This window comes from Methylosinus sp. Sm6, from assembly GCF_019802345.1.
Lineage (GTDB): Bacteria > Pseudomonadota > Alphaproteobacteria > Rhizobiales > Beijerinckiaceae > Methylosinus.
On the sequence record NZ_JAINDZ010000027.1, the window covers coordinates 18,662 to 32,576 of the forward strand.

Annotated in this window: 18 protein-coding genes; all 18 read left to right on the forward strand. The window is 65.0% G+C overall.

Annotated features, from left to right (window positions below):
- The first annotated feature begins 8 nt into the window (after positions 1-8).
- The 18 genes from K3F48_RS24460 to K3F48_RS16930 all read left to right on the forward strand — a co-directional run bounded on the left by K3F48_RS24460 (position 9) and on the right by K3F48_RS16930 (position 13,914).
- Complete coding sequence (locus tag K3F48_RS24460; protein ID WP_255609220.1) at positions 9-362, forward strand: HNH endonuclease; 354 nt, start codon at positions 9-11, stop codon at positions 360-362.
- Between the two features lie 108 nt (positions 363-470).
- Entirely contained in the window at positions 471-1,067 is a 597-nt protein-coding gene (locus K3F48_RS16850; protein WP_222576596.1) for a P27 family phage terminase small subunit, read from the forward strand.
- Positions 1,067-2,833: a terminase large subunit gene (locus K3F48_RS16855; protein ID WP_222576597.1), complete on the forward strand. Its 1,767-nt coding sequence runs from the start codon at positions 1,067-1,069 to the stop codon at positions 2,831-2,833. Before K3F48_RS16850 ends, K3F48_RS16855 begins: the two co-directional genes overlap by 1 nt.
- A gap of 8 nt (positions 2,834-2,841) precedes the next feature.
- The gene (locus K3F48_RS16860) at positions 2,842-4,242 is read left to right on the forward strand and encodes a phage portal protein (RefSeq protein WP_222576598.1); all 1,401 of its coding nucleotides are present in this window, start codon (positions 2,842-2,844) and stop codon (positions 4,240-4,242) included.
- A 5-nt stretch (positions 4,243-4,247) separates the two neighbouring features.
- The gene (locus K3F48_RS16865) at positions 4,248-5,045 is read left to right on the forward strand and encodes a head maturation protease, ClpP-related (RefSeq protein ID WP_222576599.1); all 798 of its coding nucleotides are present in this window, start codon (positions 4,248-4,250) and stop codon (positions 5,043-5,045) included.
- A 72-nt stretch (positions 5,046-5,117) separates the two neighbouring features.
- Positions 5,118-6,407 carry a phage major capsid protein gene (locus K3F48_RS16870; protein WP_222576600.1) on the forward strand — a complete coding sequence of 430 codons (1,290 nt, stop codon included), beginning with the start codon at positions 5,118-5,120 and terminating at the stop codon, positions 6,405-6,407.
- A 73-nt stretch (positions 6,408-6,480) separates the two neighbouring features.
- A complete protein-coding gene (locus K3F48_RS16875; protein WP_222576601.1) occupies positions 6,481-6,945 on the forward strand; it encodes a hypothetical protein in 465 nt (154 codons plus the stop codon).
- Between the two features lie 3 nt (positions 6,946-6,948).
- A complete protein-coding gene (locus K3F48_RS16880) occupies positions 6,949-7,590 on the forward strand; it encodes a head-tail connector protein (protein WP_222576602.1) in 642 nt (213 codons plus the stop codon).
- 9 nt (positions 7,591-7,599) lie between these two features.
- A complete protein-coding gene (locus K3F48_RS16885) occupies positions 7,600-7,935 on the forward strand; it encodes a head-tail adaptor protein (RefSeq protein WP_222576603.1) in 336 nt (111 codons plus the stop codon).
- 9 nt (positions 7,936-7,944) lie between these two features.
- On the forward strand, positions 7,945-8,475 hold the full coding sequence (locus tag K3F48_RS16890; protein ID WP_222576604.1) for an HK97 gp10 family phage protein: 531 nt from the start codon (positions 7,945-7,947) through the stop codon (positions 8,473-8,475).
- 2 nt (positions 8,476-8,477) lie between these two features.
- The gene (locus tag K3F48_RS16895) at positions 8,478-8,690 is read left to right on the forward strand and encodes a hypothetical protein (protein WP_222576605.1); all 213 of its coding nucleotides are present in this window, start codon (positions 8,478-8,480) and stop codon (positions 8,688-8,690) included.
- Complete coding sequence (locus K3F48_RS16900) at positions 8,687-9,121, forward strand: DUF3168 domain-containing protein (protein WP_222576606.1); 435 nt, start codon at positions 8,687-8,689, stop codon at positions 9,119-9,121. The genes K3F48_RS16895 and K3F48_RS16900 overlap by 4 nt, the downstream gene beginning before the upstream one ends.
- 53 nt (positions 9,122-9,174) lie before the next feature.
- Positions 9,175-9,636: a phage tail tube protein gene (locus tag K3F48_RS16905; RefSeq protein ID WP_222576607.1), complete on the forward strand. Its 462-nt coding sequence runs from the start codon at positions 9,175-9,177 to the stop codon at positions 9,634-9,636.
- A 19-nt stretch (positions 9,637-9,655) separates the two neighbouring features.
- The gene (locus tag K3F48_RS16910; protein ID WP_222576608.1) at positions 9,656-10,048 is read left to right on the forward strand and encodes a gene transfer agent family protein; all 393 of its coding nucleotides are present in this window, start codon (positions 9,656-9,658) and stop codon (positions 10,046-10,048) included.
- Positions 10,045-10,200, forward strand: coding sequence for a hypothetical protein (locus K3F48_RS16915; protein WP_222576609.1), 156 nt, complete (start codon positions 10,045-10,047; stop codon positions 10,198-10,200). The genes K3F48_RS16910 and K3F48_RS16915 overlap by 4 nt, the downstream gene beginning before the upstream one ends.
- Positions 10,201-10,210: 10 nt before the next feature.
- Entirely contained in the window at positions 10,211-12,361 is a 2,151-nt protein-coding gene (locus K3F48_RS16920) for a hypothetical protein (RefSeq protein ID WP_222576610.1), read from the forward strand.
- A 16-nt stretch (positions 12,362-12,377) separates the two neighbouring features.
- On the forward strand, positions 12,378-13,016 hold the full coding sequence (locus K3F48_RS16925) for a DUF2460 domain-containing protein (RefSeq protein ID WP_222576611.1): 639 nt from the start codon (positions 12,378-12,380) through the stop codon (positions 13,014-13,016).
- A gap of 4 nt (positions 13,017-13,020) precedes the next feature.
- Positions 13,021-13,914 (forward strand): DUF2163 domain-containing protein, encoded by an 894-nt coding sequence (locus K3F48_RS16930; protein ID WP_222576612.1) that lies wholly within the window; start codon positions 13,021-13,023, stop codon positions 13,912-13,914.
- The last annotated feature ends 1 nt before the right edge of the window (position 13,915 follow it).

Below are 13,915 nucleotides of genomic sequence, written 5' to 3' on the forward strand. Positions count from 1 at the left end.
CGACTCCTTTGGCCAAAGCCCCCAAGCTCGCCCGCCGTCCGGGCGCGCCGCCGATCGCCGAAGGCGCGCGTCCGCAGAGCGATGCGGACTATGAGCGCCGCCGCCGCGACGCCGCGCCCTGGCGCTCCTGGTATGGGCTGCGCCGATGGCGCGCCAAGAGCAAGGCGCAGCTGGCAGCCGAGCCGCTGTGTCGGATGTGCCAGGCCGAGGGCGTGGTGACGGCGGCGACCGTCGCCGATCACATCGAACCGCATCGCGGCGACCCGGAGAAGTTCTGGAACGGCGCGCTGCAGAGCCTGTGCGAGTGGCACCACAATCGCGCCAAACAGCGCGAGGAAGCCGCCGCCGCGCGCCGCCTCTGACGGGCCCCAGGGGGGCGGCAAAACCTCACCGGCCCCCCGCCGCGACCGGTTGCTTAATCGGCGCAAAAATTCCGCGAAATTCTGGAAAGATTTTTTTTTGGCTCTGACATGGCTCGCCTGAAAGACAGTCCAGAAATGCAGGCCGCCAAGGGCGCGCCCAGCAAGCGCATGACGAAGGCGGCGCGTCGCGCGGCCGAAGAACAGGCTCGTGCGCGCGCGCTGGCCGATGCGCCGATGGAGTCCGGCGGACCGCTTGCACCTCCGATGTTCATTGAGCAACTCGGCGAGCTCGCTGCTCTCGCCATTTGGAGAGACCTCACCCCGCAACTCGATGCGACGCACGTTCTCTCGCGACTCGACCGTTATTCGCTCGCGCTCTACTGCATCCACTATGCTGATTGGATCGCCGCTCGTGAGGACGTCAAAACCCATGGCCGCTGGATTTATTACTCGCCAGGTCACGGCGCGAAGAAGCGCATCCGTAACCCGGCCTTCGAGGATGCGCTCACCCTCGGCGCCTTCCTGAAAGACTTCGCGAAGGAATACGGCCTCACCGCCCTGACGCGCCTCAATCTGCGCCGTTACCAGTCGGCTTATGCCAGCGTTCCCGCGGCCCCCACCCAGGGCACCCCCGCGCCGACCGAGACAGAAGCGGATGAGGACCTGATGGGATTCGTCGCTCGGGGATCGTCGGCGCGTCACTGATGCAGGCCGCCGTCTCCCTTGCGCGGCCCGTCGGCCTGCAGGCAACAGCCGACGTTCCGTGCTGGATCGCCGAGGCCGAGGCCCGCGGGTGGCGCTGGGCCAGCGTCGCTTGGCGCCGCGCCGCCGCAGTCCCTGGCGCGCGGTTCGATGAGGCGCTCGCCGAGATTGTTGTCTCCCGATGGCCGCAAATATTCCGCCTCACCAATCTGCAATTCGCAGGCGCGCCATTCCGTCTTGCGCCCTGGCAAGAGATCATCGTGCGTATGCTGTTCGGCTGGCGCGTGCCCGCGCAGTCCTACGACCCGATGACGGGGGAGCGCGCACCAGTCGAAGTTCGGTTGTTTCGCCGCTTACTGCTCTGGATCCCGAGGAAGAACGGCAAGACCGAGTTCCTCGCCGCGCTCGCGCTAATGTTTTGGTATGGCGATGCGCTTCCCGGCGGCGAGGGCTATTGCTTCGCCTACAACGCCAAGCAAGCGAAGATCGTGTTCAACAAAATGCGCGCGATGATCTCGCGCGACAAGCGTCTCGCCCGCGATATCAATCAATTCGCGCTGTCTCTGTTCAACGCGCGGGCGCAAGCGAAGTTCGAGGTCCTCACCGGCACGGCCGAGGGCAAGCACGGCTTCGCGCCCTATGTCGTCGTCGGCGACGAAATCCATGAGTGGCGGGATCGCGACCTCGCCGACTTCCTCGAGGGCGGCATGGGCCCGCTGTTGCAGCCTGTGCAGCTCTACGCCTCGACGGCCGGCATCAAAACGCAAGAGACCGGCTATAATCTTTTCCTCGAAACGAAGAAGATTCTTGATGGCCCGATCAATCCGCCGACCGCAGAGAACGACACCGGCGAAGGGATCTACGATCCCCGCACGCTGGCCGTGCTATTCGCTGCGGAGGACGAGGACGATTGGCGCGATGAAAAGACCTGGGCGAAGGTCAATCCCAATATCGGCATCTCACCGACCGTTGAGTTCTTGCGCGGCGTCTACGCCAAGGCGAAGAGCAATCCGCGCATGGAGAGCGTCTTCAAGCGCTATCATCTCAACATTTATGTCGACGCCGCCGTCAAGTGGCTCGACATGGCGCGCTGGGACGCTTGCTGCGATGACAAGAAGAGCTGGAAAACGCGCGCCGAAAGGCTGCGCGGCCGCGCCTGCTATGGCGGGATCGATCTCTCCTCGGTCAAGGACCTCACGGCCCTGGTGTGGCTATTCCCGCCGCTCGAGCCGAAAGAAAAATTCGAGGTCATTGCGAAATTCTGGTGCCCGGCCGATTCGATCGAACAGCGCTCGCGCGAAGATCGCGTCGCCTATGACCGCTGGGCGAAAATGGGCGCGCTGACGCCGACTCCTGGCGACATGGTCGATCAAAATTATGTGATGCACGCCATTCTCGCAGACGCGGAAATGTTCGACGTGAAAATGATCGGCTATGATCCGATGTTTGCGACGAAGCTGCTCGCCGATCTCCAGGACGAAGGCTTCGGCGCCGAGCGGCTACTGAAAGTGCGCCAGGGCCACCTCACGCTCGCCGAGCCGACCAAGATGCTCGAGGTCGAAGTGCTCGCCGGCCGTTTTGATCACGGCGGCCATCCTGTATTGCGCTGGATGGCGCAGAACGCGCACATTCGCTTCGACCGGAATATGAATTTCGTGCCCGACAAGAAGTGCAGCCGAGACAAGATTGACGGCATAGCTGCGACGGTGAACGCCCTCACGGCGCTACTCACCGCCGAACCCGCCGGCTCCGGCTTCCTCGACTATTGAAGGCCTTCATGTTCGGCTTTGGAAAGCGTGCGCGGCTCAAGCGTGAGATCGAGACCTTGCGTCTCGAGAAAGAGATGCAGGAGCTGCGCGGCGCCGTCCAGAATGCGGGAACGACGGCGACCTATCCGTTGTCCGATCCGCTGGCTTTCGAGAAGCTGTTCGGATCGCAGCCGAATAATGTGTCGGCCGACAAAGCGCTCACACACAGCGCCGTCTATGCCTGCGTCCGGCTCATCGGCGGCTGCATCTCGATGCTGCCCTTTGTCCTGTTCGACGAGAAGCCCGACGGCCATCGCGTCCGCGACCGCAAATCGCCGCTCGCGAAGATGCTCGATCTGCGGCCGAACTCGCGCCTCTCGGCGTCGATGTTCTGGCGCTCGATCGTGTCGGACATGCTGCTCAACGGCAATGGCATCGCGTGGATCGAGCGCCGCTCATTCCGTTCGCTGGAAGTGGTCGAGCTGCATTATGTGCCTTGGGCTAGGACGGGAATCCGGCTCGATCGCATCGACGGCCGCGCGATGCAGGTCTACACGATGACGCTCGACGACGGGCGCCTCGTCGTCGCGACGCAAGACGACGTGCTGCACATTCCGGGCAGCCCGATTTGGCAAATTTTCCGCGCCATGTCGCCGCTCACCGCCTACGCGATGAGCGTCGGCATCGGCATCTCCGCCGACGCCTTCGCGAAGTCGTATTTCGACAATGGCTCGACTCCGGACGGCTATCTCACTTTTCCGAACGGCGCGGGCAAGGACACGCCCGACGAAATCCGCAAGCATTGGATGGCGAAGCATGGCGGCGAGAATCGCTTCGCGGGCCCGGCCGTGTTCACCAATGGCGGCAAGTTCGAATCGATCCGCATTAATGCCGCCGATGCGCAGCTGCTCGATACGCGCCGCTTCTCGGTCGAGGACATTGCGACACGCGTCTTCGGCGCGCCGGCGCATCTCGTCGGCCTCACCGAAAAGGCGACGAGCTTCGGCAAGGGCCTCGAGGAACAGACCCAGGCCTTCGTCGACATGACGCTCGGACCGCATCTCTGCGCGATCGAGGACGAGGTCAATCACAAGCTGATCCGAGACGGCCAGGTCGCCGAGTTCGACCGCGAAGGATTCGTGCGCGGCGATCTAACGACGCGCATGCAGGCCTACCGCTTCGCGCTCGGCGGGAACAACGGCCCCGGCGTCATGACACCGAACGAGGTGAGACAAAAGCTCAATCTGGGGCCGTCATCCGATCCGAAGGCCGACGAGCTCGTCGGTTGGAACGGCGCCGGGGGGCAGACGGGACAGAATGGCGGGCCGCCGCTGGAGGATGGCGCGCCTCCCGAGCCTCAGCCCGAGAACATGCGGCCTGAGAATGCGAAGCCCGCAAAACCCTCCCGTCAACGCAAGCCGAGGACGTGACGCCCATGCGCCGCCTGTTGAGACTGCTCGCCTCCAATGGCCCCGGCCGCAAGCCGAAGATCGTCCGGGGCTTCGATCCCGATTGGGATGGCGACGACGACAGCGACCCGCGCTTCGATCCCGATCGCGACGGCGAGGAGGCCACGATCTACATCTATGGCGTCATCGGCGGATGGGATCAGCCGGAGACCGAGGACATCGTGCGCGGCATTGCCGCGCTGAATGTCGGCACGATTCACCTGCGCATTCATTCGCCGGGCGGCATGGTGTTCGAGGCGCAGGCGATCAAGACGGCGCTCGAGCGGCATCCGGCCCGCGTCATCGCCCATGTCGACGGCCAGGCCTGCTCGGCCGCATCGGTCCTGATGCTCGCCGGCGACGAGATCGAGATCGCGCCCGGCGGCTTCGTGATGATCCACAATCCGACGACGCTCGCCTGGGGCGACGATGAGGAGATGGTGCGCACGGCGGAGATGCTGCGCGCCATCCGCGATTCGATCGCGGCGCAATATTCGTCGCGGACGGGCGTCGCCGTCGATGAGCTGCTCGCCATGATGGGGGCGGAGACCTGGCTCAACGCCGAGAAATGCGTCGAGATGAAATTCTGCGATCGGCTCGCCGCGCGTGCGCCGCAGCCGGAGAATCTCAAGCGCTTCGATTTCTCCGCCTATAAGCGTCCGCCGCAAGCGCTGCTATCGCCGTCAAAATCGGAGCCTCCGAAATCCGACCCCTTCGCCGAGGCCCTGCAGGCCTCCCGCGAGCGCCACGCCCGCATGCTGAAGCTCTTCCAGCTCGGCGCCTGATCCTTTCCCGCCCTTCCCCGTTCGGGGAACTCGCCCCTTCACGGGGTTCACTCTCCCCAAGAGGAGCTGACAATGGCCGCATTGAACCAATTGCGCGAGGATCGCGCCCGCAAGGTCACCGAATATAAGGCGCTCATCGAATCTGCGAATTACACCAAGGAGGTCGAGGCCAAGGCGGATGATGTGCTGAAGGAGATCGAGCTGATCGATGGACAGATCATCCGAATACAGAATCTCACCAGGCTCACCGCCGACGAGGTCACCGAATTCAACGCCCGCGCTGCGGCGAACGAGAACGGCAAGAGCGTCGACGAGAATTCGCATCTGGTGAAGCAGGCGCGGGCCGCCTTCGTGAAGGCGCTGGCGCGCGGCGTCGGCGCGCTCAACCCGGAGGAGGCGGCCCTCGTCTCCGCAGCCGATCCGCGGAATCTCCATCGCATCATGAACGTCGCGGAAGGCTCCTCCGCGACCGGCGGCGTGCTTGTTCCGACCCTCGTCATGCCGACCGTGCTGGAGTTCCTGAAAGCCTATGGCGGAATGCGCCTCGTCGCATGGATTCTCGCCACCGCCGGCGGCCAGCCGTTCACTTGGGGCACGATCGACGACACGACCGCCGAAGGCGAGATGGTCGCCGAGGGCGTCACGGCGAGCGACGACGATCTGGCCTTCGATTCGGTCAGCATCGGCGCCTACAAATTCTCGTCGAAGACGATTCCGGTCTCGATGGAGATCCTGCAGGATGCGGCGGTCGATGTGGAATCGATCGTGCTGCGGGCTTTGGCGACCCGCATCGCCCGCGGTCAGAATCGCAAGTTCACGACCGGCACGGGCATGGGCCAGCCGCAGGGCGTCATCACCGCGGCCTCAATCGGCTACACGGCGCCGGCGGGCAACACCACCTCGCTCTCCTACGATTTCTTCCAGGAGCTCTATCATTCGGTCGATCCGGCCTATCGCGCCTCGGCGAGCTGTGCATGGATGATGAACGACAAGACCTGGAAAGTGATCAAGAAGCTCAAGGACGCGAACAACCGACCGCTGTTCCTGCCCTCGCTCGAATCTGCCTTCAGCGGCGGCAATGCGACCGGCTATATGATCGAGGGCAAGCCGATCGTCATCAATCAGCACATGGCCGATCTCGCGGCCAATTCGAAGAGCGTCGCCTTCGGCGATTTCAGCAAATATATGATCCGCGACGTGATGGACGTGCTGATCCTGCGTTTTACGGACAGCGCCTATGCGAAGAAGGCGCAGGTCGGGTTCCTCGCCTGGGCGCGCGCGGACGGCCGCATGATCGACGCGAAGAACGCCACCACCTCGGCGTGGGAATCGATCCGCGTGCTGCAGCAATCGGCGACCTGACGGCCCTGCGCTCGCGCGGGTGCGCGCGAGCGCGAATTGTCCGTGCGCAACCATTTCCGCAGGAATCACGCGAATGAGAATAAAGCTGCTGACCGGCGTCGCCGGCGAAAACGAATCGCATCTCCCGGGCGATCTCGTCGACCGCCCCGATGATGTCGCGCGCGAATGGATCGCGGCCGGGCTCGCGATCGAAGCGCCGGAGGCGGATATTGCCTCGGCGCGCGTCGCTGAGCTCTCGGAGGCCCTCGCTGGCGCGACGGCCGAGCGTGACGGCCTTGCCAAGCAGGTCACCGAGCTTTCGGGCAAGCTCGCGGCTGCCTCCAAGGAGAAACAGGGCGCGACCGCGGAGGCCGATGTCCATCGCAAGGCGGCCGATGCGGCGCGCAAGCAGACGGACGCCGTCGTCGAGACCTTCGAGAAACACAAGGTTGCGACAGCGATGCGGCTCAAAGCCGCCGAGGATGAGCGCGACGAGCTGCGGCGTCAGGTCGAGGCCCTGGCGGAGCAGATCGCCGCCAAGGCCGGCGCGGCGGCCTGAGTCATGACCGGCGCCTATAGCCTCGTCTCGCGCTCGTCGACGACGATCATTTCGCTCGCCGAGGCGAAGAAGCAGACGAACACGGTCGATTTCGTCGACGACGATTCGTTGCTGACCGCATTGCTCGATGTGGCGACCATGCATTTCGACCTCGAGCATGGGATCATCGGCCGGCCGCTGCTCACTCAGGTTTGGGAATATGCGGCGCCCGAGCCGACGCAATCGGCGCCACCTTTCGATCCCCGCTTGCGGGGCTTCCCACCTATGACCGGCTTCCTGCTCGATCGCGCGCCGCTCGTCTCGATCGACAGCGTCGAATATTTGCAGGATGGCGCCTATCAGACGCTCGCGACCGGGCAATGGGTCAAGCGCCGCATCTCGAAAGAGCTGACCTTCGTGCGTCTCGCGACGGGCGTCGCTTGGCCGCGTGTCGATACGGATGAGGCGGCGTGGAAGATCACCATGACGCTGGGCTATGGCGCGACGCCCGATCTCGTGCCGGCGCCGATCCGGCAAGCTGCGCTGCTGATGATCTCGCATCTCTATCAGAATCGCGAGGCGGTGACCGGCGGCGGCGCGGCGTTGCAGGAAACCCCGCTCGGGGTCGAGGCGCTCATCGCGCCGTTCCGCGCGCCGAACACATGAGGAAAGACAATGCAGGCCGGCCGCATGCGCTATGCCATCACGATCCGGCGCCGCGAGCTGCTCCCCGACGATCCCGACGGCGCCCCGCGCGGCGATTTCGCCGATGCCTTCACGACGCGCGCCGCCTTCGTGCAATTGTCCGCGCTCAAGGCCGCCGAGGCCGGTCTCGTCGAGGACCAGGCGCATGGCGTGCTCACTGTCTATGACTGCGCGCAAAATCGCAGCATCACGGTCGCCGATCGCGTCCGGATAGAAGGCGTCGACTGGTCGATCGAATCGGTATCGATCCCGGATCGAATGTGGCGTTCGATCAAGATCGGCGTCGCGCGCAAGATGGGAGGCTGACGAGAGATCATGGCTCTTCCGCTCTTCACGATCGCCCGCTCGGCCTTCACGCTCTATTCGCTGAATCAGGCGACGGGCGTCGTCGGCTTCGACGATGTCGTCGACGCTCTCACGCGCATCGGGCTCAAAATGGCGCTCGACGCGCAGCGCGTCGACCGCGACGCTCTCGATGAGATGGTCGCGCTCGCGCAAGAGCGTGCGCCGAATCGGACGGGCGTGCTCGTCGCGGGAATCGAAGGCCTCGAGACGGACGCCTATTTCGAATTCCGCGCTTCGGCGCAGCGCGAGCGCGCGAACGGCAAGCCGTCGGCCGATTATGCAGTCTTTGTCGAGCATGGGACGGCGCCGCATGACGACTCCGGCCCCGGCGCGACCAGCGCCTTTGCGACCCGGCGACGCAAGAGCGCGCGGCGCGGCCATCCGGGAACCGATCCGCAACCCTTTTTCTATTCATCCGCCGATGAAGCGCTCGCCCGCCGCGGGCTCGCAATGGACGATGTGATTCCGGATGCGGCGCAAGACGGCGGTTGGGAGCAATGAGCATGCCGAAAATGAGAGTCGATGAGAGGTCGATCGTCGTCGCACGCCCCGGCGTGCATATCGTCTATCAGCCCGGCGAGCGCCTGGCGCCGGATGCGCATATCGTCGATGTGGTGAGGCAAGGAAAGGGCATGCGGCTCACCTCGCGCGGCGACGGGCGGGCGAAGGCTCCGGCCGCCGGGGCGTCCACGCCGCGAACGGACGCCGAGCAATGAGCCCATTCGAGGCGCTGCGGGTCGCCACCGTCGCACGGCTGAAGGCCAATGCCGCCGTCGCGGCGATCGTCGGCGCGAAAATCTATGACGAGCCGCCACGCGACAATCGCGGCGATCCGTCGGACGCCAATGCGCCCTTCGTCTATCTCGGCGCGCTCGGCTGGCGCCGCGTCGAGCTGGGCTGCAATCCCGGCTATGACGTCGCCCTCCGCATCTATGCCGTGTCGACGACATTCGGCCGCGGGCAGGTCTGGCGCCTGCACGAGGCGATGGTCGCCGCTCTCGACCTCGCCGAGCTCACCCTCGAGGACGGCCACGCGATGACGCCCTACAAGGCCATGGCGGGCGGCGATGTGATCGCGGGGCTCGCGCCGAAGGAATGTTTCCTCGATCTGCGCACGCAGCTCTGCGACGCCGCGCCCTATCCATGACGAGCGATTAGCTTTCGCCTCGCTATTCGCTATCCCCTGCAAAGGAGGACATCATGACCGCGAATCCCGTGCAACAATTGCCCGGCAATAAATTCTATCTTCTGGTCGGCGACGGCGCGACGCCGACCGAGGCCTTCACCTTCTTTTGCGTCGCGACGACGATCGACTCCAAACATGGCGCCGAGGTCGAAGACGCCTGGGCGCCGGACTGCTCCGATCCGGACATTTTGCCGGGCCGCGTGTCCTCGGTAAAAGGCCTCACCTGGGATCTGACCGCCTCGGGCCTCTGCGATCCGCGAAAGACGCCCTATCAGCGCGTCATTGCCGCCTATCGCGACGGCGACGCGCTCAATATCCAGCTCATGCGCAATCTTCCGGGAACTTCTGGCGGCAATATCGAGCAGCAGGCGTTCATCGTAACGAACTGGACCGAATCGAAGGCGGACAATGGCCTCGTAAAATTCAGCTGCGAGTTCCACGGGCAGGGCATCCCGATCGTCACGGCCAATTCGTGAGGCGCTCGTGAGCGAGGATATGCGACACACAGCGATCTATCGCGATCTCGCCGGGCGCCGCCGCAAGCTCGAATTGCGGCTCGGCGAGATCGGCGAATTGGAGCGCCTGTGCGGGGCGGGGATCGGCGCCATATTGCTGCGCCTTTCGACCATGCAATGGCGCTATGACGATATACGCGAGACGATCCGTCTCGGGCTGCAGGGCGGCGGCGCCAGCGAGCCGGACGCGACGGCGATCGTCATGCGTTCGCTCGATCCGGCGCCCAAGGGCGCCTATCTGCAGCTCGCCGCCGATGTGCTCACCGCCTGTGTGATGGGCGTCGAGCCGGGAAAAGAACACGGGGAGGGGGCAGAGAGCGCAGCCCCGGCGACCTCTCCCCATTCTACGAAATCGCCGGAGCGCTGCGAATGAGTCCGCGCGAGGTCGATCGGCTCACGCTCGCGGAATTCGACACTATGCTTCGCGGCTTCGCGAAGTCCCGTGGCGTCTCGCTCGACGACGCGCCGTCGGAAGCGGACTATCTCGAAGCTCTGGCGGCATTCCAGGCCGCCGGGCTCGCATAGGGATCGATCCATGGCCTCGCCGAGCCGCGCGCTCGTTCTCCGCTTTTCGACCGATCTCGAGCCCGCCAAGCGCGGGCTCGCGGATCTCGCGCGGACGTCCGGCGTGCAGCTCGCGGCCGTCGCCACCTCGGCGATCGGCGCGGCGCGCACGCTCGACGCTACGAGCCAGAGCGTCGGGATGCTGTCGAGCGTGGCGGCGCAAGGCCTGCAGTTTTTTGCGGTCTATAAGGTCGCCATGCTCGCCGCGACGGCGGGCGTCGCCGCCTTCGGAACCGCGCTCGAAATCGCCGCCGAGCAGGTCGAACAGCTGCAGCATATCGCGCGCGGCTCCGAAGGCGCCGGCGTCTCCTCGACCTTCTTTCAGGTCTGGCGCAATCAGGCCGCCGAGCTGAATGTCGAGGTCCGCACGCTCGAGCAGGCGCTCACTCATGCGAAGCAGGCCGTGCGCGAGACCGTCGACGACAGCGGCAAGGATCGCGTCAATTCGATCGGCCGCTATCTCGATGAGCTCTATCGCGGCGGCCGGGTCGAAGGCCGGGGGCTCGGCGATTATCTTTCCGCCGACAGCAATGAGCAGAAGATCAATGCCGTTCTCGAGGCGATGCGCGAGCTGCTCGCAAAGGGCCGCGAGATCGAGGCCCTGCATCTCGCCGAAATGCTCACCGGCGCTCCGGAGCTGGCGGAAAAGCTCACCGAGGCTGTGAGGGCGGGCAAGATGAACGTGTCGGAGCTGGTGGCCGAGGCGCAGCGCAGCGGAACCGTCTTCGACGAAAATATGGTGCAGCGCGCCGGCGAGCTGGACGATCGTCTGCGCCAGGCCAAGGCGACCATGGCCGAGGGCATGCTGCCGATCCTCAAGGACCTCGGCGGTCTCGGACTCGATATCAAAAGCGGCTGGGTCGATATCGAGGAAGTTCTGGCGCGCGTCATCGTTCTGGCCGGCAAGCTCTATCAGGCGATCAAATCGCTTGCCGATCTCGTTCCCGATCTCGGCAAGGGGCTCGAGAGCTTCGGAAACTATATCGTTCCGCAGCTCGAGCGCCTCGGCATCGTCGAGGATCGCGCCACGCGCGAGGGCAACATCGCCCGCGCAGGCCTCGCGCATCCTGGCGCCTTCGGCGGCCAGATGACGGATGCGGACAGGCGCGCGGCGCTCTCCCTGGTCAATCCCAACCGCAGCATTCTCAACGGCTATGATCTGACGCCGAGCGCCGGCGCGCTGGACGCGGCGCAACACGCGCCTGCGCCGCCCAAGCGGCCGAAGCTGTCGGAATTGGAGACCGCCAGTCCGTCACAGTCGTCGCATGCCGCGTCGTCGTCGACGACGACGAAAGTCGATCAAGTCGAGAGTTATCTCGCGCAGCTGCGCAAGAGCGTCGAAGTGCTGCAGGCCGAGGCCGACGCGCAGGGCAAGAGCAATCTCGAGAAAGAGAAGGCCGTCGATCTCGCCAAGGCGGAGGCGGCGGCGCGCGAGCGCGGAACGCCGCTCACGGAACAGGAGCGCGCCGAGGTCGAGGCGCTCGCTGCGGCGCATGCGAATCTGCGCAAGAAGATCGACGCCACCAAGACGGCGGAGGCGGAGGCGCGCGAGCAAATGCAGTTCTTCGGCAACACCGCGATCGACGCCTTGACGCGGCTGACCGAGTCCGGCTCCTCGTTCAATGACGTGTTGCGCTCGATCGTGTCGTCGCTCGCGCAGGCGGCGCTGAAGGCGGCGCTGCTCGGCGAAGGGTCGCTAGCGTCTTTGTTCGGCACAAAAGGCTCGGACGGGCAGGTCGGCGGACTCATCGGATCTCTGGTCAGCGGCGGCTCGTCGAGCAGCTCGGGCGGTTCGTCGATCATCAGCGCTATTTCGAGCCTCTTTTCCGGCCTGTTCGCCGAGGGCGGCACGATTCCGGCGGGAGGCTGGGGCATCGTCGGCGAGAACGGGCCCGAGCCGGTCTATGCCGGCTCCATGCCGGTCTCGGTCATGCCGAACAATCTGGCGCGCTCGGTCCTCGGCTCCACGCCGGCGGCGCGCGGCGGCGGCGCGTCGTCGACGACGCATAATTATCTCAATCTCAACGTCACGACGCCGGACGCCGCATCCTTCCAGCGGTCCGAAGCGCAGGTCGGCGCGGCGCTGTCGCGTGCGCTGACGCGCGGCCAGCGCAACCTTTGACCGATCGCGCGCGCGCATGACCGCCTTCCACGAAGTCCTCTTTCCGTTCGACATCGCGCTCGGGAGCCGTGGCGGGCCCGAACGCCGCACGGATATCGTGACTCTGCGGTCGGGTTATGAAGAACGAAATTCGATCTGGGCGCATTCGAGGCGGAAATATAATGCCGGCTATGGGCTTCGGGATAAAGACGACGCCAAATTCGCGGCGGTTGTGCAATTCTTCGAGGAGCGGCGCGGCCGCCTCTATGGCTTTCGCTGGCGCGATCGCTTCGACCTCTCCTCGGCCGCGACGCCCGGCCTCGCCGTGACGCCGCTCGATCAGCAGATCGGCACGGGGACCGGCGCGCTGAAGACGTTTCAGCTCGTCAAGACCTATGGCGCGAGCTTCGCGCCCTATGCGCGGCCGATCCGCAAGCCGGTCGCGGGAACTGTCGTCGTCGCGCTGAATGGCGTGACGCAGGCGAGCGGATGGACCGTCGACACGACGACGGGGATCGTCACATTCGCCGCCGCGCCGGCGAGCGGTGCGATCGTGAAGGCCGGCTTTCAGTTCGACGTGCCGGTGCGCTTCGATATCGATTATCTCGAAATCGACTACACGACATGGAAGGCCGGACAGATTCCAAATATTCCGGTAGTTGAAATCAAGGTGTGATGCGGTGAAGACGCTCTCGTCGGCCCTCGCCGCACATCTCGCCGGTGGCGCGACGACCATGGCCTATTGCTGGCGCGTGACGCGGCGCGACTCGACCGTGCTCGGCTTCACTGAGCACGACGAGGACATCGTTTGCGACGGAACGACCTTTCTCGCATCGAGCGGCTTTGCCGCCTCGCAAATTCAAACGGGCCTCGGCCTCTCGGTCGATAATTTCACCGCCGCCGGCGCCCTGTCGTCGGGATCGATCAGCGAAACCGACATTCTCGCCGGCCGCTATGACGATGCGGCGCTCGATCTGCTCTGGGTCAATTGGGCCGACCCGACGCAATTCATCGTCGTGTCGAGCGGCCATATCGGCGAGATCAAGCGCGCGGGCCTCGCCTTCACGGCCGAATTTCGATCGCTCGCCTCCAGGCTCGGGCAAAAGATCGGCGGGACCTATCAGCGCACATGCAGCGCGACACTCGGCGATTCGAAGTGCCGCATCGATCTCACGCGCTCGGAACTGCGCGGGACGGCGACCGTGCAGACCGCAGGGCTCGTGCGGCGCGTCGTCGTGACCGGGATCGGCTCTTTCGCGGCCGATTGGTTCACCCACGGCCGCGCCGCCTTCTCGACAGGCGCGAATGCAGGACTTGCGATCGAGGTGAAGAAGCATTTGCGCTCGGCCGGACAAGACGTGTTCGAGCTCTGGACCGCGCCTCCCTTCGCGTTGTCTATCGGCGATACGGCGGTTGTCACCGCCGGCTGCGCGAAGAGCTTCGCCGCCTGCCGCACGAAGTTCGGCAATCAAGCCAATTTCCGCGGCTTCCCGCATATTCCCGGATCCGATCATGTGATGGCGGCCGCCAAGCGCGGAGCCTCCAATCAGAATGGCGGATCGATCTTCGGATGAT